This window comes from Caballeronia sp. GAWG2-1 (assembly GCF_023631405.1).
Classification (GTDB): domain Bacteria; phylum Pseudomonadota; class Gammaproteobacteria; order Burkholderiales; family Burkholderiaceae; genus Caballeronia.
Genome location: NZ_JALQDD010000031.1, coordinates 76,310 through 93,846, shown reverse-complemented (window position 1 = coordinate 93,846; position 17,537 = coordinate 76,310). Strand labels below are relative to the sequence as shown.

General features: G+C 62.8%; 17 protein-coding genes and 1 pseudogene. 8 read left to right on the top strand and 10 right to left on the bottom strand.

Annotated features, from left to right (window positions below):
• The first annotated feature begins 10 nt into the window (after positions 1–10).
• From NCR98_RS20765 to NCR98_RS20750, 4 genes are read left to right on the top strand one after another with little or no spacing between them, the layout of a single operon-like run.
• Positions 11–1,015, top strand: a complete 1,005-nt coding sequence (locus NCR98_RS20765) for an aliphatic sulfonate ABC transporter substrate-binding protein (protein ID WP_244831100.1) — start codon at positions 11–13, stop codon at positions 1,013–1,015.
• Positions 1,016–1,038: 23 nt separating this feature from the next.
• Positions 1,039–1,854 (top strand): ABC transporter permease, encoded by an 816-nt coding sequence (locus NCR98_RS20760; protein ID WP_250467809.1) that lies wholly within the window; start codon positions 1,039–1,041, stop codon positions 1,852–1,854.
• A gap of 3 nt (positions 1,855–1,857) precedes the next feature.
• Positions 1,858–2,574: an ABC transporter ATP-binding protein gene (locus NCR98_RS20755; RefSeq protein WP_250527136.1), complete on the top strand. Its 717-nt coding sequence runs from the start codon at positions 1,858–1,860 to the stop codon at positions 2,572–2,574.
• 39 nt (positions 2,575–2,613) lie between these two features.
• Positions 2,614–3,810: an acyl-CoA dehydrogenase family protein gene (locus NCR98_RS20750; protein ID WP_250527135.1), complete on the top strand. Its 1,197-nt coding sequence runs from the start codon at positions 2,614–2,616 to the stop codon at positions 3,808–3,810.
• 23 nt (positions 3,811–3,833) lie between these two features.
• On the opposite strand, the gene NCR98_RS20745 is transcribed toward NCR98_RS20750, so the two are convergent.
• The 7 genes from NCR98_RS20745 to NCR98_RS20715 are packed head-to-tail and all read right to left on the bottom strand — an operon-like array spanning position 3,834 to position 11,695.
• On the bottom strand, positions 3,834–5,132 hold the full coding sequence (locus NCR98_RS20745) for an NtaA/DmoA family FMN-dependent monooxygenase (protein ID WP_250527134.1): 1,299 nt from the start codon (positions 5,130–5,132) through the stop codon (positions 3,834–3,836).
• A gap of 15 nt (positions 5,133–5,147) precedes the next feature.
• On the bottom strand, positions 5,148–6,377 hold the full coding sequence (locus tag NCR98_RS20740; RefSeq protein ID WP_250527133.1) for an acyl-CoA dehydrogenase family protein: 1,230 nt from the start codon (positions 6,375–6,377) through the stop codon (positions 5,148–5,150).
• A gap of 10 nt (positions 6,378–6,387) precedes the next feature.
• A complete protein-coding gene (locus NCR98_RS20735; protein WP_250527132.1) occupies positions 6,388–7,755 on the bottom strand; it encodes an LLM class flavin-dependent oxidoreductase in 1,368 nt (455 codons plus the stop codon).
• Positions 7,752–8,831: an ABC transporter substrate-binding protein gene (locus NCR98_RS20730; protein WP_250527131.1), complete on the bottom strand. Its 1,080-nt coding sequence runs from the start codon at positions 8,829–8,831 to the stop codon at positions 7,752–7,754. The genes NCR98_RS20735 and NCR98_RS20730 overlap by 4 nt, the downstream gene beginning before the upstream one ends.
• Before the next feature lie 31 nt (positions 8,832–8,862).
• Positions 8,863–9,717 (bottom strand): ABC transporter permease, encoded by an 855-nt coding sequence (locus tag NCR98_RS20725; protein WP_250527130.1) that lies wholly within the window; start codon positions 9,715–9,717, stop codon positions 8,863–8,865.
• Positions 9,714–10,619 carry an ABC transporter permease gene (locus NCR98_RS20720; protein WP_250527129.1) on the bottom strand — a complete coding sequence of 302 codons (906 nt, stop codon included), beginning with the start codon at positions 10,617–10,619 and terminating at the stop codon, positions 9,714–9,716. The genes NCR98_RS20725 and NCR98_RS20720 overlap by 4 nt, the downstream gene beginning before the upstream one ends.
• Complete coding sequence (locus NCR98_RS20715) at positions 10,616–11,695, bottom strand: ABC transporter ATP-binding protein (protein ID WP_250527128.1); 1,080 nt, start codon at positions 11,693–11,695, stop codon at positions 10,616–10,618. Before NCR98_RS20715 ends, NCR98_RS20720 begins: the two co-directional genes overlap by 4 nt.
• 225 nt (positions 11,696–11,920) lie before the next feature.
• On the opposite strand from NCR98_RS20715, the gene NCR98_RS20710 reads away from it, so the two are divergent.
• Positions 11,921–12,802 (top strand): alpha/beta hydrolase family protein, encoded by an 882-nt coding sequence (locus NCR98_RS20710; protein WP_250527127.1) that lies wholly within the window; start codon positions 11,921–11,923, stop codon positions 12,800–12,802.
• 1 nt (position 12,803) lies between these two features.
• Here the strand turns inward: NCR98_RS20710 and NCR98_RS20705 are convergent.
• Positions 12,804–13,493: pseudogene (locus tag NCR98_RS20705) on the bottom strand (GNAT family N-acetyltransferase); the annotation flags it as partial.
• 149 nt (positions 13,494–13,642) lie between these two features.
• Here NCR98_RS20705 and NCR98_RS20700 point away from each other — a divergent pair.
• From NCR98_RS20700 to NCR98_RS20690, 3 genes are all read left to right on the top strand, one after another.
• A complete protein-coding gene (locus tag NCR98_RS20700; protein WP_244831087.1) occupies positions 13,643–13,822 on the top strand; it encodes a CsbD family protein in 180 nt (59 codons plus the stop codon).
• 155 nt (positions 13,823–13,977) lie between these two features.
• A complete protein-coding gene (locus NCR98_RS20695) occupies positions 13,978–14,445 on the top strand; it encodes a zinc-finger-containing protein (protein ID WP_250527125.1) in 468 nt (155 codons plus the stop codon).
• Positions 14,446–14,487: 42 nt separating this feature from the next.
• Positions 14,488–14,958: a hypothetical protein gene (locus NCR98_RS20690; RefSeq protein ID WP_250527124.1), complete on the top strand. Its 471-nt coding sequence runs from the start codon at positions 14,488–14,490 to the stop codon at positions 14,956–14,958.
• 2 nt (positions 14,959–14,960) lie between these two features.
• On the opposite strand, the gene NCR98_RS20685 is transcribed toward NCR98_RS20690, so the two are convergent.
• Together NCR98_RS20685 and NCR98_RS20680 are read right to left on the bottom strand one after the other, a co-directional pair.
• The gene (locus tag NCR98_RS20685; protein ID WP_250527123.1) at positions 14,961–16,208 is read right to left on the bottom strand and encodes an enolase C-terminal domain-like protein; all 1,248 of its coding nucleotides are present in this window, start codon (positions 16,206–16,208) and stop codon (positions 14,961–14,963) included.
• 4 nt (positions 16,209–16,212) lie between these two features.
• Positions 16,213–17,520 (bottom strand): MFS transporter, encoded by a 1,308-nt coding sequence (locus NCR98_RS20680; protein ID WP_244831083.1) that lies wholly within the window; start codon positions 17,518–17,520, stop codon positions 16,213–16,215.
• Between the last annotated feature and the right edge of the window lie 17 nt (positions 17,521–17,537).

Sequence of the window (17,537 nt, the reverse complement as noted above, 5' to 3'; positions counted from 1 at the left end):
ACATACCCACGTGACCGACCAATCGACCAACACCGTTCTATCCGACGACACTCCCGGCTCTTCGACTCGCCGCAAGCTGATTCTCGGCGGCCTCGCCACGGCGGCGGGCTTCATGATAGGCACGTCCGCGCGCGCGGCTCCGGTGCTGCGCGTGGGCGACATGAATTCCATCGGCTGGAAAGCCTTCCTCGAAGCCTCCGGCGAAGCGAAGAATCTGCCGTACGAAATCGAGTGGAGCAAGTTTCCCGCAGGCCAGCCGGAATTGCAGGCCTTCAACGCCGACGCACTCGATGTCGGTCAGACCGGCGACAGCGTGTTCCTCTTTGCATATGCGGCGGGTTGCCCGGCGCGCGCGGTCAGCGCGATTACCTTCGCGCCGAGCTTCATTCCGCTGCTCGCGCAACGCGACTCGGGCATCCGCAAGGTCGCGGACCTGAAGGGCAAGAAACTCGCGGTCAATGCAGGCGGCGGGCCGCAACTGATGGCTTACGGTCTCATCGAAAAGGCGGGGTTGAAGCGCGAAGACGTGAACCTCGTGTTCCTCGATCCCGGTGCCGCAAAGCCCGCATTTGCCGCCGGCGCCGTCGATGCGTGGCTCACCTGGGCGCCATATTCGACGCTTGCGATCCAGCAGAACGGCGCGTATCCCATCGCCGATCTGCGCGACGTCGACTATCTCTATAGCGGCAACAACTTTCTGCTCGTGCATGAGAAAGCGGCGCGCGACAAGCGCGATGCGATCCGCGATTTCCTCGCTCGCAGCGAGCGCGCGCAACGTTGGGCGCTCGCCAATGTCGATGCGGCCGCCGCCGCGCTCGTGAAGGACACGCACCTCGATCCCGCCACCGCGAAGTCCTTGCTCGCCGAGTACAAGCCGACGCCCGCGCCGCTCGATTCCAACGTGCGCAACGCGCTTCAGCACGCCGCTGACGGTTTCTATCGCTACGGCATGATCAAGCAGTCGATCGGCAACGTGAGCACGGCCTTCGACGGCCAGCTCGCGACGCGGGCATGAACACTTTCCGAAGGAGTCGTCTCATGTCGCATCCAACACTTGCCGTCGAAGGCCAAGCCGCGCCCGCGCCGCGACGCGCCGCCGGATTGCGCTGGCGGCGGCTCGTCGTGCCGGTGGCGTTGTTGTCGGCATGGCAACTGGCGTCGTCAACCGGGTTCGTCAACGAACGGCGCTTCTCGTCGCCCGCGCAGATTGCCACGACGCTCTGGGAACTCGCGGCCAGCGGCGAACTCGGCACGCATCTGCTCGCGTCGCTGGCGCGCGCGGGAAGCGGGCTTGCCATCGGCCTCACGCTCGGTGTCGCGCTTGCGCTCGTTAGCGGTCTCTCGCGCCGTGGCGAGGATTCCGTCGATGCCCTTTTGCAAATGACGCGCACCTTGCCGCATCTGGCGCTCGTGCCGCTGTTCATCCTGTGGTTCGGTATCGGCGAGACACCGAAGATCGCGCTCGTCGCGCTGGGCTGTCTGATACCGGTCTACCTCAATCTGTTCGCGGGTATCCGCAGCGTCGATGCCAAGATCGTCGAGATGGCGAGCACGCTCGGCCTCACACGTGCCGAGCAGATTCGCCATATCGTGCTGCCGGGCGCATTGCCTTCGTTTCTCGTCGGCTTGCGCTATTCGCTGAGCATTGCGTGGCTCTCGCTCGTGGTGGGCGAGCAGATCAACGCGTCGAGCGGGATCGGCTATCTCGCGATCACGGCGCAGAACTACATGCGTACCGACATCATTATGGCGTGTCTCCTGATCTATGCACTGCTCGGACTCGTCACCGATGCCCTCGTGCGCGGCGCCGAAAAACGTCTGCTTGCATGGCGGCCATCCACGATCAAGGACTGAGCGATGACCACACGCGATCCCATCATCCGTATCCGGGAACTGACGCGGCGCTTCGGCGCGCACACCGTACTCGACCGGCTCGATCTCGACATCGAACGCGGCTCTTTCGTGGCGTTGCTCGGCCGTTCGGGTTCGGGGAAGTCCACCTTGTTGCGCACGCTGTCGGGCCTCGATGAAGCACCCGCCGGCACGGTCGACGTGCCGGACAAGCGCGCGGTCGTGTTTCAGGAGCCGCGTCTCGTACCGTGGAAAACCGTCGAGGAAAATCTTTCGCTCGGTTTGCGCAAGCCCGACGCGCGCGCCGTGATCGCCGCGGCACTCAACGAAGTGGGCGTCGGGCATCGGCTGCATGCATGGCCGCTGACGCTGTCGGGCGGCGAAGCGCAACGCGTGGCGCTCGCGCGTGCGTTGGTCCGCGATCCGAAAGTCTGGCTACTCGACGAACCGTTCGCCGCGCTCGATGCCCTCACGCGCATCCAGATGCAGCGGCTCATTGCGCACGTGTGGAAAGCGCATGAGGCGACGGTGCTGCTCGTCACGCATGACGTCGATGAAGCGCTGCTGCTCGCCGACCGCGTGCTCGTTCTGGAGCATGGCCGCATTGGCAGCGATATCGACATCGCGTTGCCGCGCCCGCGCGTGTCCACCGATCCCGCGTTTGCGGCGCTACGCGACCGCTTGCTCGCGACGCTCGGCGTGCCCGCCGAAGCGCACGCGTAATCCGACATCTTTCCCTCTCATCGTTCAAGGAAGATCAACGTGACCAACACCGCACCATCTGCACTCGATGTCCGCGACTTGCGCGCGCTTTTGCCCTGGGTCGCCGATCAGGAAGCGCAACCCGGCCGCGACACGGCCGCCTTCAAGGCCACGATGCAGCGCCTGAAAGACGCGCGCATCGGCGCATTGCGTTTGCCGCGCGAACGTGGCGGCGCCGCGTTGACGCTCACGCAGTTATTCGACTTCGTGATCGATCTTGCAGCAGCCGATCCGAATGTCGCGCACGCGTTCCGCAACCATCTGAATCTGGTGGAGAGCCTGCTGATCGACCATAAACGCCTCCCCGCATTCGATACCTATCTCGACCGCGTCGCGCGTGGCGAGACTTATGGCGCATCGGCGACGGAACTCGGCAAGCGCAACGTAGGCAACTTCGATTACGACACAGCGGTCACTTCCGGCCCTGACGGCCTGCGTCTGAACGGCAAGAAGTTCTACAGCACGGGCAACCTGTATGCGGACCACATCTACGTCTTTGCAGTCGATGAGGCCGGCAAGCAGATCAAGGTCGTCGTGCCCGCCACGCGCGAAGGCGTGGATATAGCGGACGATTGGGACGGCTTCGGTCAGCAGTTCACGGCAAGCGGCTCGACCAACTACACGAACGTGAAGGTGTTGCCCGACGAGATCGTCGATAACAGCCGCGTCACCGCGCTGCCGTATGTCGCGACCTTCGCGCAGTTGTATCTCTCGGCGGTGGTGGCGGGCATTTTGCAGCGCGTTGTTTCCGATGCCGCGCACTTGCTGAAGTCGCGCGAACGCAATTTCTATCACGGTGTCGATGAAGTACCCGCCAACGACCCGCTTCTGCAAGCAGTGCTCGGCCGCATCGAAAGCGTGGCGCATCTGGCGCATGTGAGTGTGCTTGAAGCGGCGCAATGGCTCGAACGCGGCTTCGACAGCGCCGCATCGGGCGATGTCTCCTCGCATGCGTTCGAGCGCGCCGCCAACAGCACGGCGAAGTCGAAAGTGGTGATCGACGAACTCGCCTTGCGCGCAGCGGGAGAACTGTTCGAACTCGGTGGCGCTTCGAGCACGCGCGTGAGCCAGCGGCTCGACCGGCATTGGCGCGCGTTGCGTACGGTGACGGCCCACAATCCGCTCATCTTCAAGGCGCTTGCAATCGGCAGGCAGGCGGCGCATGGCACGCCGCTGCCCAATCTCTCCTACTTCTGAATCATGCTCGCGTGCCGTGCAAGTCAACCCGCCTTCACGCGTTCGCGCAACGTCGCATGTTCATACGACGCGGGCCGCAAGCCGCGTCGCCGCAATTCGGGGACCACGAGATCGACGAACTCGTCCATGCAGGCAGGCAACGCGTGCGTGATGCAGATAAAGCCATCGCCGCCGCCTTCATCGAGCAAGGTCTGCAACTGATCCGCGACTTCCGACGCCGTACCCACGACATGCGGTCCCTGTCCCGCAGCGAAATGACGCGCGATCTCGCCGAGCGGCGTATGCGGCGCGAAGTCTTCGGTGATGGTGGAAAGATGCCCGCGAATGCCGCTCGTTTCGCCGATATCGGGAAACGGCGCGTTGGCGTCGAAGCGCGAGAGGTCGGTGTTGAGAAACGCGGACAACATGGTGAGGCCCGCTTCGACCGTCACGTTGTCGCGAATGGCCTTCTGCTTCTGCAAGGCTTCTTCGCGAGTCTGCCCGACGATAGGCACGATACCCCACAGAATGCGCACATCGCCCGCGCTACGTCCGGCTTTCGAGGCTTCGCCCTGCACCTTGTCGACGAACTCGCGCATGCCGCGCGCCGAATGCCGCAAGCCGAACACGAGTTCCGCATGCCGTCCCGCGAATGCCGCGCCCGCGCTCGATGAACCCGCCTGCGCAATCAACGGCCTGCCCTGCGGCGAGCGCGGCACCGTGAAGCGCCCCTGGCTCGCGAAGAAGTCGCCGTGAAAGTCGATCTTCGCGACTTTCGATGGATCGGCGAACACGCCCGACGCGCGGTCCGCGACGATCGCGTCCGGCTCCCAGCTATCCCATAGCGTCTGGCACAGCTTGAGATACTCCTCCGCGCGCCGATACCGCGTGTCGTGTTCATCGAGCTTCTGCCCGAACTGACGTGCTTCGGGTTCGCCCGCCGTGGTCACGAGATTCCAGCCCACGCGCCCTTCGGTCAGATGATCGAGCGTCGCGAACTGCCGCGCGACCCAGTACGGCGGCAGAAACGCGGTACTCAGCGTCGTGATGATGCCAACCGACTGCGTCACACGCGCCATGATCGGAATGAGCGGCAGCGGGTCATGTCGCGGACATTGCACGGCCCAGCGCAAGGTGTCGTCACTGTCGCCGCGATACGTCTCGTAGATCGAATACGAATCCGACAAGAAGATGGTGTCGATGCCGCCGCGCTCCGCCGTGCGCGCAACGTGCTCCCAATACGCCGGACGGTCGTAGCGCAAGCCCTGGAACGAGCGCGGCAGACGCCATTGCCCGACCGTGTGCGGCGAAGCCGAATGCGACAGAAAGAATGCAAGCAGCACTATACGTGTCCTTGTTTAGCGCGTGGAAACGTTCGGACGCTCGACGCCGAGCACGTGTCGCGCAACCACGCCTTTTTGCTTGTCGATCGAATCGTGCAGCGTCAGCGTGCGCGCGTTGCGCCAATGCCTGTCCGCCGCGGCGCGCCTCGTAGCCGAACGCGCGCCGCCGATCTGAAAGAGCCGCGAACCCGCTTCAATGGAACTGCCGCTCGCATGCACCTTCGCCTGATAAACGGCGACCAGCACCTCGGCAATATCCGCTTCGCCGCGCGTGAAGGCGTCCATCGAACGGGCTGCTTCGTTGATCAGCGCGCGGCTCGCACTCAGCGCGATGCGGATATCGGCGACATGCGCCTGAATCGCGGGCTCCTCGGCGGCGCGTGCGTAACCGTTGGTCGGCTTCTGCAAGTGATTCACGAAGTGCAAGGTATCGTCGAGCGCCGCTTCGCCGATGCCCGCGAGAATCGCCGCAAAGCCGAGTTGATAGAGCGGCGCGAAGATAGCCGCAGCAGGCACGCTGGCCGGATTGCCCGCAACCCAGCGGCCATCGATCACGCTTTCGTTCACGACGAGCCGACCGCTCGATGTCGCCCGCTGACCGATGCCGTCCCACGTATCGAGCACGTTCACCGCTTCGTGACTGCGCGGCAGCAGCACGAGAACGGACTCGGGCGGACGGCCTTCGTCATCGGTCACGGTCGCGCACTGGAAGAGCGCGTAAGTGCAGCCGACCGAGCCTGTCGCGAAGGCTTTTTCCGCCTTGACGCGCCAGCGGCCGTCGTCGAGACGCTCGGCATACGACTTGAGGTTCGTGCGCTTGTTGTCGTACGTGAAGCGCTCGTCGGGTTCGGCGGCGGTGAAGCAGAAGGTCGCGCCATCGTCGCGCACGGCGGCGGCGAGTTCATCCACAAGTGCGGAATCGGCCAGCAATTCCAGCGTGAAAAGCGCGCCTGTCTGCACCGTATAGAGCTGCGCGGTGTTGCTGCAGGCGCGTGCGATCGATGTCACCGCATCGAAGAAATGCGTGAAGCTCGTGCCGCGTCCGAAACCCGCTCCGCCGCGTTCCAGCGACAGACCGGCTGCGAGCAGACCCGCATCGTGCAAGGTGCGGATGTTGTCGTAGGGAAACGTCGCGGCTTCGTCGGTTTGCGCACTGCGTTGCTTGAGCACCGGCGTGGCTTCGGCAAGTCCACGATGCAGGCGTGCGATGGCATCGGAGAAAATGGTTCGATCGATCTGGTTCATGTCGGCTGGCTCAAAGGTCGCGATATTGCGCGCCCGGATGCGTCGCTCGCAGATGAGGTCCGCGCCCGGCAAAGAGCTTCTCGCGCAGCGTGCCCTCGGCATACTCGGTGAGATAACGCCCGCGATTCTGCAGTTCCGGCACGACGAGATCCACGAACGCATGCAGGCTTTCGGGCATCACGAGACGCCGCAGATTGAAGCCATCGACGCCGGTTTCATCTATCCATGCAATCAATTGATCCGCCACCTCGCGCGGATCGCCGACGATGAACGGCCCGCGTCCGCCGATCTGATCGAAGCGGCTCATGTCGCGCGGCGTGATGGGCCGGCCTGCACGCTTCGTGAGATTCTCGACGGTCGACTGCAGCGCGTTGCTCTTCACATAGCGAATCGGTTCGTCCAGATCCAGTTCCCCGAAGTCGATGCCGGTCCAGCCCGACACCAGCGCGAGTTGTCCCAACGTATCGACGTATTCGGCATACTCGGCCTGCAATTCGCGCGCTTCCTTCGACGTGCGCGCAACCACGACGGTCGCGCCAAGATAAAGCAGCACATCGTCGGCAGCGCGGCCTGCATCGACTGCATGCTGGCGGATGTCGCGCGCCGCCGCCGCGACGATGGCAGGCGTCTGTCCTTCGAGAAACACGCATTCCGCATGCTTGCCCGCGAACGCCTTGCCGCGTCCCGACGCACCGGCCTGATACAACACCGGCGTGCGCTGCGGCGAAGGCTCGGTGAGATTGAAGCCATCGACACGGTAATACGGGCCTTCATGCTTCACGCGCCGCACGCGCGACGGGTCGGTATAAGGATGTCCCGCACGCTTGTCGCGCACCGCCGCACCTTCGGCCCAGCTTCCTTCCCACAGCTTGTAGACGGCTTCGAGGAAGTCCTCGCCGGCCGCGTATCGCTCGTCGTGCTCGCGCGCTTTCGCGAGACCCATGCCACGCGCCGCGCTTTCCAGATAACCCGTCACGACGTTCCAGCCCGCACGGCCGCTCGTCAGATGATCGAGCGTGGAAAAGCGCCGCGCGAACTGATACGGATGCTCGTAGGTAAGGTTCGCCGTCACGCCGAAGCCGATGTGCTTCGTCGCATAAGCCATGGCGGGTACGGTCAGCAACGGATCGTGCGAAGGCGCTTGCGCAGCCGCGAAGAGCGTGGCGTCGGTGCCGCCGCCGTAGACATCGTAGATGCCGAAGACATCGGCGAGAAACACGCCGTCGAAGAGACCGCGCTCGGCCGTCTGCGCGAGTTCGACCCAGTAGCCGAGCGTGTTGTGTTCGAGCGAGCGGTCGCGAGGATGCCGCCAGAAGCCCGCCCACGAGTGCGCGGGTGCGTTCATGTGGAACGCGTTGAAGTGGATGTGCTGGGTCATTTTCTGGAGACGATGGTCCGGTTCCACGAGTCCTGCGCGCGATCGAACGCGCCCCAGAACTTGTTCCAGTCCGGGTGATAGAGCGCCTGGGCTTGCTCCGGCTTGTAGATGAGCTTGGCCGCGAGTTGCGGGTCGGCTTCGATCACGGGCGCAAGCAGGCGGTTGGTCGGGCCGTAGTAGAAGTCCGTTGCGTTGCCGAGCTGATAAAGCGCGCCGTAGATCTCGTTCAGGAACTGCGCCGCGAGTTCGGGATGCGGCGTGCCCTTGACGATATCCGCCGTCGATGCGAACGCAATGGAGCCTTCCTTCGGACGCACCGCGCGCGCGGGCTTGTAGGCATCCTGAAGCGCGTAGGCACGGCCATCGGCGATGACGGTAAGCCAGATATCGCCGGACTTGATGAGTTGCTCCGCCTGTTGCGAGGTCTGCCAGAACGTGCGCGCATTGATCTTCGCAATCTCCGCAACGGCCTTGTCGAGATTGCCTTCATCGCCGCCATTCAGACGCGACGTTTCGATCAGCAGCGCGCGGCCCGCGCCATTGGCGAGATCGGGCAACGCAACGTGACCCGCGAGCTTCGGGTTCCACAAGTCCTTCCACGATGAGGGCGCGGGAATGCCTGCTTGCTGAAACTTGTCCGCGTTGTAGACGAAGATCGCCGAGACGAAATCGAAGTCAGGCGCATAGCCCTGCGCGTTCTTCGCGAGATCGAGCGCGAAATTCACGTTCGGCACTTTCGCCGGATCGAGCTTTTGCAGCACGCCTGCCTTGATGGCTTGCGCGCGCACGTCGCCGTCGAGCAGCACGACGTCATAGGGCACGTTGCGGCCGTTCGCGGCGACGAGCTTGGCGACGTGATCGATCGACGCGCCATCGATGAATTGCACCTTCACGCCCGTTTTATTGGTGAAGATGTCGCCCGCGTATTTGATCTGCGTCTGCGTGGACTTGCCGCCCCACGACGACACGCGCAGCACGATGTCTTTGGGGTCTGCGCTCTGCGCATGCGCGAGCCCGGCAACGAGGGATGCGGTCAGTGCGAAGAGCCCGAGCGCGAGCCTGGCGATAACTTTCAAGAATGGCCTCGTGAGGAAAGAAGGAGAAGGCTCAACGCCGCGAAAAGAGACGTTCGAGACGGAAGAAACGATCGAGCAGCAACGCGAGCGCGGCCCAGAACGCAACGATCAGCGTGGACAGCGCGGTGACCGCGTTATCGAACTCCACTTCCATCGCGTTGAAGAGCTTGACGGGCAAGGTCGGACGGCTCGGGTCGCCCATGAACCATGCGACCACCACGTCGTCGAACGAAAGCACGAAGGCGAACAGCATTCCCGCGATCACGCCGGGCAAAACGAGTGGCACGGTCACGCGCCAAAACACTTGCCAAGGCGTGGCGCCAAGGTTCTGCGCGGCTTCATCGAGCGCATTGTCGTAGTGCGCGAAGCTCGCGACCACCGAGCGCACGACGAGCGGCAAGGTGAACACGGCCTGCATCAGCACGATGGCCGCGCTCGTTCCGTTGAGTCCGATGTCGCGCCAGTCGGCGGCGAGCATGAAGAACTTGAAGCCCGCCACCGCAATGACGATAGTCGGCACGCCCAGCGGCGCAACGCATAGCGCATTCACGATTCCGCGCCCCGCATAACGTCCGCGCACGATCGACAACGAAAGCGGCACACCGACGAGCGTGGCGAGCGCGGTCGTCGCCGTGCCCAGCGCGACGCTGTAGCGAAGCGCGGCGTAATAGTCCGGCGAGATCGAGCGATACCAGTGGAGCGTCCAGTCGCTCGGCGGAAACGCGAGCGCGCCGCTCTTCGAAAACGAAGCACTGACGATGCCGATAAACGGCAGCAGCAAAAACACGGGCACCGCGAAGGTCGCGATACGCAGCAGCCATTTCAACGCGCTCGATGCGGCATCGCGATGCCACACGACGGCCGACGTACTCGCTTGGGTACTCATGTCCGCGCTCCGCTCATTCGCACGGCGAGCAGCATCGATGCGAGCGCGGCGATCATCGTCAGGATGGCGGCGGTCGACCCGACCGTGTAGTTCAGCACGCCGTGCATCTGCTGATCGATGTAGAGCGCCATGAACATCACCCGATGCCCGCCGAGAATGCCCGGCGTGACGAGCGCGCTGATCGCGGCCATGAAGACCATCGACGCGCCCGCCGCCAGTCCCGGCCGGCACAGCGGCAAGACCACGCGCACGAACGCCAGAAAAGGCGTCGCGCCGAGATTGATGGCGGCTTCCTCGAGCGCGGGATCGATCTTGCGGATGGCGCTCGTCAGCATCAGCACCATGAAGGGAAACTCCACGTGCACCATGCCGATGAGCGCGCCGGTGTAGTTGAAGATCCACTGCACGGGTTCCTTCACCAGACCGGAACCCAGCAAGAGCGTATTGAGCATGCCGTGTTCGGTGAGCACCGGAATCCAGCCGAGATTGCGGATTACGGCGCTGATGAGCAACGGCAACACCGTCACGAACAAAAGCGGCGTGCGCCAGCGCGAACGCGTGCGCGCAAGGTAATAGCTGAACGGAAAGCCGAACACCGCGCAGATGATCGCCGTCAATGCGCCGAAGACGAGCGTGTCGAGCAGGATCTGGAGGTAGTACGCATCGGAGAGAAAGCGCGCGTAGTTGGAAAGCGTCCATGTGTCGTCGACACGGCCCATCGAGCCGCCGCCGTGCAGCGACAAAATCAGCAGATAGCCAATAGGCGCGACGAAGAACACGCCAAGAAACGCCAGTCCCGGCAAGGCGAGCGCGCCGTAGGCGGCGCCCCTGCGCTTCGTCGCCGAAAGCGGCGAAGGCGTCGCGGCGAGATCGCCACCTGTCAGCAAGGCATCGTTACTCATGTGGCGGCCTCGTCGCGCAAGAGGACGGCATCGCCGTGGTGCCAGCCGAGCGTGACGGTATCGCCAGCGGCGGGTGCCGCGCGGCCCGACGTGCGCACGATGAGCGGCTCGCTTGCCTGCGTGCGGACTTCGAGATACCAGCCGTCGCCCGCATACGTGGCGAGTTCCACGCGGCCCTGCACGCGGTTCGGCAAACCCGCGCCGATCTGAATGCGCTCCGGCCGCAACGCGAGCAACAGCGGTTCGCCGGGCGCGGGCGTTGCGCCGCCGGCGAGATCGACATCGAATGGTTCGGCCGTCTGGCGGCTTTGCACGCGCAAGCGGCCATCGGCGCCGAGCGCGCCCGCCGTCACCGTGACGAGATTGATCTTGCCGATGAAACTCGCGACGTATCGATCCACCGGCCGGTCGTACAGTTCCTGCGGCGAGCCAATCTGACTGATACCGCCCTGCCGCATCACGACGATGCGATCCGAAAGACTCAGCGCCTCGCTCTGATCGTGCGTGACGAAGATGGTCGTGATACCCACTTCGCGCTGAATGCGCTTGATCTCCGCCTGCAATTCCTCGCGCAGTTTCTGATCGAGCGCGCCGAGCGGTTCGTCGAGCAACAGCACGCGCGGATTGATGACGAGCGCTCGTGCCAGCGCGACACGCTGCTTCTGCCCGCCCGATAGCTGGTCCGGGTAACGATCCGCATAACCCGAAAGGCGCACGCGGTCGAGCGCTTCGGTGGCGCGCCGTTTGATCTCCTTGCCCGGCAGCTTGCGCACGCGTAGACCGAAGGCGAGATTCTGCGCGACCGTCAGATGCGGAAACAGCGCGTACTGTTGAAACACCATGCCCGTATTGCGCCGATGAGCCGGAACCTGCGTCACATCCTCGCCGCCGATATGGACCGAGCCCGCATCCGGCGTGACGAAGCCCGCGACCATGCGGAGACACGTCGTCTTGCCGCATCCGCTCGGGCCGAGCAAGGTGAGGAATTCGCCGTCGCGCACGGAAAGCGAGACCGCATCGACGACCGGTGCGCCGTCGTAGCGCTTGATGACGCTATGCAATTGAACCGTTGCCATGGACGCTCTGAGATGCAGCGCGTGGCCGCGCCGGTTGAATGGAACGAGCACTGGAGAGACGCGTCGTCGCAGAGCAAAAAGAATAAGAGCCGGCATGCCGAGGCCAAACCAATTTTCCTGGCTTAGAAAAGTGACGGCGCGGTGATAAACGAATTCACCGATGGATGATTAACTAAGGAGACGATCTGATACATTGCGCATCACCCAGACGCTCGAACTCCGCTCATGCGCCTTTCAGCCCTTGTGTTTGTCGCGCTTGCCGCCGTCTCCGTCGCGCGCGCGGACGAACCCGAAAGCCTCGCCGCCGATCTGCATGAAACCGTCGTGCAGGTTCCGATGATCGAGAAAGGCTTGTTCGGCGACTCGCGCCGTGAGCTGGTCGCGACGCTCTATCAGCCGGATGGCGCGGGGCCGTTTCCGCTCATCGTGCTGAGTCACGGCAGTCCGCCCGATCCGCTCAATCGCGTGAAGACCGGGCGTTATCGGCTGATTCCGCAGATCCGTACTTTCGTGGAGATGGGTTTCGCCGTGATCGTGCCGATTCGCCGAGGCTATGGCGCGACGGGCGGCACGTATGCCGAGAGCACTGGCAAGTGCGCCACTGCCGACTACGAAGCATCCGGCAATGCAGCCGCACAGGACATTCTCGCGACCATCGCGTATGCGAAGACCCTGCCGCAAGTGGACGGCAACCGGATCGTGCTGGCGGGGCAATCTGCGGGCGGGTTTTCTTCGCTGGCGGCGGCGAGCTTCGATCCGCCCGGCGTGATAGCGGTGCTCAACTTCTCGGGCGGACGCGGCGGCGATCCGGCGAGGCATCCAACCGTGCCGTGCGCCCCGGACAACATGCTAAGAGCGATCACGCACTTCGCGGGCACCGTGCGCGTGCCGGTGCTTTGGCACTATGTCGAGAACGATCAGTACTTCGGCCCGGACTACACGCGAAGCTGGTTCAACGCATTCCAGCAAGCAGGCGGCAAAGGGCAGTTCGTGATGGAGCCGCCCTACGGTGAAAACGGTCACGGAATGTTCGCGTCCCGCGCGGCCATTCCGATCTGGCTGCCTTACGTGCGCAATTTTCTCGCGCCTGTCATTCAGATGCGTTGACTCTCAAGCTCGCAAGCGATGCGCGTTGCTTGCCGTCGGCGTCGAAGTTGTCGTCGGCGAGCCAGCGTTCGAATGCGGCGCGCACCGTGGGCCAGTCCTTATCGATGATCGAATACCACGCGGTATCGCGGTTACGCCCCTTGTACACGATAGCTTGCCTGAAGATGCCTTCGAACTCGAAGCCGAGTCGCAGCGCCGTCTTGCGCGATGGCGCGTTCAGGCTGTCGCATTTCCATTCGTAGCGCCGGTATTGCAGGGCCTCGAACACGTAGCGCATCAGCAGATACTGCGCTTCGGTCGAGATGCGCGTTTGCTTGAGCAGCGGCGAAAACGTCACGCTGCCCACTTCGATCACGCCATGAACCGGCTCGATGCGCATCAGCGCGAACGTCCCGACTGCCTTGCCGCTGGATTTATCGATGACGGCGTAGTGCAACGGATCGGCCGATGCCGCCGCTTGTGTCAAATACGTGCGAAACGCCGCAAACTCCTTGAACGGACCGGTGAACAGATAGGTCCAGTCGCTCGGCTCGCTGTACGCGTGGAAAAGATCCTGCGCATGTGCGCCGACATCGAGCGGCACGATCTTGCAGTGCGTGCCTTCGACGACGATTCGCGCGGGCCGCTCGCGCGTTTTCCAGTCGGTCACGGCATCGCCGATAGCTTGTTGGTACTCGTTGGTTCTTGCCATACGCCGAAAGTCTCCTCTTTCAGTTGAATTTGCAGTGTAGTGTGGCACGAACGAAAAACGACCGATCGTTCGCAGGGCAGGCCCGTGTTTTGCGATAACGATATTTGTGGAGGCAAACCGTCCCACGCAACCATTCAAGGAGGTTCACCATGAACAAGGATCAAGTTAAGGGTACCGCCGAAAAGGTGAAGGGCAAGGCGAATGAGGCGGTCGGCAAGATGACTGGCGACACCGCCCAGCAAGTGAAGGGTCAGGTCCAGCAAGGCGCCGGCGAAGCTCGCAAGCAATACGGCGACGTCAAGGAAGAAGTGAAGAAGGACCAGCGCTAAGTCGCTAAATGCCTCCAGGAGTGAGCCTTGAGCCGCTCCCTGCAAGTAGAGGTTTGATGCCGGCACGAGAGCTTCGCGCTCACTTGCCGGCATCGTTTCATTTCGCAGTTTGCGTTTGATATATTGGCCGCTTCCGTCCCTCGACTTATTCAACAATGCGAGTCGGCCGCCCGGTCAAACCTCTGCCTCATCCCGATTGCGACTATTGCGGCGCGCCCGCGACGCTTGTTCGCTCGGACGATGAAATCTACCCGTATCGCGACGATCACGGCCCGCTCTGGGTCTGTGCGCCTTGTCAGGCGTGGATCGGTGTTTTCCCGCGCAGCACGCGCCAGGTTCCGCTCGGGCGTCTGGCCGATGCCGCTTTACGCGATCTGAAGACAAAACTACACGCTGCCCTCGAACCGCTCGCCCAGGCAAAAGTGCGCCGCGACGCGTGCAATATTTTCGAAGCCCGTGCAAAGGGCCTGAAGTGGCTCGCGCAGCAAATCGGCGCCGATACGGTAAAACCGTCCATCCACTCGCTGGACGCGGCGCAGTGCGAGCGCGCCATTGCGATCCTCGAAGAATTTGCACGCACACGCCAAAACAACCCTTCAGAAAACGCGTGGGACGAACGTTAACGAGAGAAGTCAACCACGACGGCGCTTCTTTCGCTTATACGCATGTCACGCACCCTTCCTTTTCAGCGTTCGCCGCAGGCTTCGCGCGCGCGGCTGTCCAAAGCGCAACTGCTGCCGATTCCTCGCTCGGTAGCCAACGAACTCGCGTTGCAAGTGCATCTGTCATTGCAAGCGCTGCGTGCCGGCGCCACCGACATCGCACCTGCCCAGCAGATCACCGAAGCGATGCTGCTCGCGCGCTTCCTGTCCGAAGCGGGTCACGGCGACTTCTCCCACGACGCGCTGATGGCCGCGGACCGCATCATGGCCGAAGTATTCGACGGCGGCCGAGAATCCGGCACGTGGACCCTTGCGCCGGAAGCATTCGAGCAGATCGCGGCAATCGTCTCCTTGTACGATCATCAGTTGCAGCGCGCCACGCTCGCCGCCCTGACGACGGCAAGCGAGCGCCTCGACCGCTTCAAGGCTGGCGAAGCGTATCAACCGATGCAGCAACGCCGCGCCTCGAGTTAGCTTCAAGGCGTTTGCAGGCCGCCGTCCATGAGGCGCGTTTGCGTCCATACGGTAACGTCGGCCTCGCAGGGATATTTCGCGGCTTCCTTCTCGTCGATATCGACGCCCAAGCCTGGCTTGTCGTTCGCATGAACGTAGCCGTCGCGAAACTCCGGCAGGCCGGGGAACACATCGAGCAAGGCGGCACGCGGCCCTTTCAAATTCTGGATCACGAAATTGGGCGGTTCCGTGCCCGACCATTCCTGCACGCCAAAATTACGCGATGCCAGATCGATATGAATATTCGCCGCATGCGCGAGCGGCGACATATCGCCTGGACCGTGCCATGCCGTGCGCACGCCGAACTGCTCCGCGAAAATCTGCAGCTTGCGTCCCGCCGTGATGCCGCCTATCTGACTCAGATGCACGCGCACGAAATCGATCAACCGTTCAGTGATCAGAAAACGCCATTCATAAGGGTTGTTGAACAACTCGCCTTGCGCGAGCGGCGTCGTGGTCTTCGCGCGTAGCTGGCGCATCCATTCGCCTTCTTCCAGCGCGATCGCATCTTCGAGAAAGAAAAGTTCATACGGTTCCAGCTCGCGTGCGAAGCGAATTGCTTCCACTGGCTTCAGGCGCTCATGCACGTCGTGGCACAACGCGACATCGAAACCGATCTTGCTGCGAATTCCATCGAAAAGCTTCAGCGTATCGCGAATATATTTGCGGCTGTCGAGATAGATGCCATCGGGCGCGCCGCGCGGTGCGCTCTGCGGTGCCTTGCCGAAACCGCCGCCGCCATAACCACCGCTTTGACAGCGAATATGCGTGATGCCTTGCTCGCGATATCGCTGAATGTTCTCGCAGAGTTCGTTAAGATCGCGACCATCCGCATGACGATAGATCGGCACGCCTTCGCGCACCTTGCCACCGAAAAGCTGATAGAGCGGCATGTTCGCGAGCTTGCCCTTGATGTCCCACAAGGCCATGTCGATGCCGGAGATCGCGTTGTTCTCTATCGGCCCGTGACGCCAGTAAGCGTTTTGATGCATGAGCTGCCATTGCTCTTCGATAGCTTGCGCATCGCGCCCGATGAGCAGCGGCCGCAAATACTCTTCGATCAGACATTTGACCGCGAGATGCCGGTAGGCGAAGGTCGCGCAGCCGAGCCCATGGAGACCGTCCTGATTCGTCTCGACCTTCACGACGAGCAGATTGATGCCTTCCGGCGCGGTCAGTATGACTTTGACATCGGTGATGAGGATGGCCATGAGGTTACTTTGCAAGAACGGAAGGCGTGGACTTGCCCGCGCCTCCCTTGGGCGTGGAACGTTCACCGGTGGTGGCGGGCACGAGCATCATCAGCACGACCGAAGCGAAGAGCGCCGCAGCCATGAACACATACGATGCGGACGGACTGCCCGTCGCGCCATTCAGATAGCCGACGACCCACGAACCGCAGAACGCGCCGAGTGCGCCGCACGCATTGATGAGTCCGATCGCCCCGCCAAGCACGTTGCTCGGAATGAGTTCCGGCACGAGCGCGAAGAACGGTCCGTAGGGCGCGTACATGGTGCCACCCGCGATCACGAGCAAGCCGAACGAGAGCCAGAAGTTGGAGCTGCCGACGAGATAGGAGCCGACGAACGCGATCGTTCCGATCAGCAGCAGCGGCCACACGAAGAGCTTGCGATTACGCGTCTTGTCGGAGAGCCACGATGCCAGCAGCATCAGGATGATGGCCGCGAGATAAGGCACCGCCGCGAGCCAGCCGACCGACACGATGTCGATGGTCGAGGCCGCCTTCAGGATGGACGGCAGCCACATGATGAAGCCGTACACGCCGATACTCCACAGCGCGTGGATAGCGCAGCACTTGAGCACGATGGACGACCGAAACGCCGACTTGTAATCGCGCACGGGTGCGATGTGCGCCTGTTCCGAGACGAGACGCGCTTGCAGTTCGGCTTTCTCGGCGTCGCTCATCCAGGTGACTTCGGAGGGACGGTCCTTCACCGTGAACCACCACACCACGGCCCATGCAATAGCCGGCACGCCTTCGATGATGAACATCTCGCGCCAGCCGAAGCTCTTCACGAGATAGCCCGAAACCACCGACATCCACAGCACCGTCACGGGGTTGCCGAGAATGAGGAACGTGTTCGCGCGCGAGCGTTCGGTGCGCGTGAACCAGCGGCTGATGTACATGAGCATGGAAGGCATCACCGCCGCCTCGACGATGCCGAGCACGAAGCGCAGCACCATCAGCATCGGGATATTGCTCACCATGCCCGTCAACGCGGCGCACACGCCCCAGAGCACGAGGCTGATGAAGATGAGTTTCTTGACGCTGTTCTTTTGCGCGTAGATCGCGCCGGGCACTTGAAACAAGCAGTATCCAAGAAAGAACAGCGAGCCGATGAGCGACGACGTCGCATGCGTGATGCCGAGATCGCGGTCGATGCCCGCCGCAGCCGCGAAGCCGTAATTCGCGCGATCCAAATACGCAAGACTGTATGTGATGAAGATGATGGGCATGAGATACCACCATCTTTGCGGTGCCACCGTTTTGACGCTATCCATGTTGTCTCCAAGATTCA

What these genes read in the sequence shown, in the direction of transcription:
- NCR98_RS20760 (WP_250467809.1), top strand. Translation starts at nt 1,039, where the DNA reads ATGTCGCATCCAACACTTGCCGTCGAAGGCCAAGCCGCGCCCGCGCCG.
- NCR98_RS20735 (WP_250527132.1), bottom strand. Translation starts at nt 7,755, where the DNA reads ATGACCCAGCACATCCACTTCAACGCGTTCCACATGAACGCACCCGCG.
- NCR98_RS20700 (WP_244831087.1), top strand. Translation starts at nt 13,643, where the DNA reads ATGAACAAGGATCAAGTTAAGGGTACCGCCGAAAAGGTGAAGGGCAAG.
- NCR98_RS20710 (WP_250527127.1), top strand. Translation starts at nt 11,921, where the DNA reads ATGCGCCTTTCAGCCCTTGTGTTTGTCGCGCTTGCCGCCGTCTCCGTC.
- NCR98_RS20685 (WP_250527123.1), bottom strand. Translation starts at nt 16,208, where the DNA reads ATGGCCATCCTCATCACCGATGTCAAAGTCATACTGACCGCGCCGGAA.
- NCR98_RS20755 (WP_250527136.1), top strand. Translation starts at nt 1,858, where the DNA reads ATGACCACACGCGATCCCATCATCCGTATCCGGGAACTGACGCGGCGC.
- NCR98_RS20680 (WP_244831083.1), bottom strand. Translation starts at nt 17,520, where the DNA reads ATGGATAGCGTCAAAACGGTGGCACCGCAAAGATGGTGGTATCTCATG.
- NCR98_RS20720 (WP_250527129.1), bottom strand. Translation starts at nt 10,619, where the DNA reads ATGAGTAACGATGCCTTGCTGACAGGTGGCGATCTCGCCGCGACGCCT.
- NCR98_RS20715 (WP_250527128.1), bottom strand. Translation starts at nt 11,695, where the DNA reads ATGGCAACGGTTCAATTGCATAGCGTCATCAAGCGCTACGACGGCGCA.
- NCR98_RS20725 (WP_250527130.1), bottom strand. Translation starts at nt 9,717, where the DNA reads ATGAGTACCCAAGCGAGTACGTCGGCCGTCGTGTGGCATCGCGATGCC.
- NCR98_RS20690 (WP_250527124.1), top strand. Translation starts at nt 14,488, where the DNA reads ATGTCACGCACCCTTCCTTTTCAGCGTTCGCCGCAGGCTTCGCGCGCG.
- NCR98_RS20740 (WP_250527133.1), bottom strand. Translation starts at nt 6,377, where the DNA reads ATGAACCAGATCGATCGAACCATTTTCTCCGATGCCATCGCACGCCTG.
- NCR98_RS20695 (WP_250527125.1), top strand. Translation starts at nt 13,978, where the DNA reads ATGCGAGTCGGCCGCCCGGTCAAACCTCTGCCTCATCCCGATTGCGAC.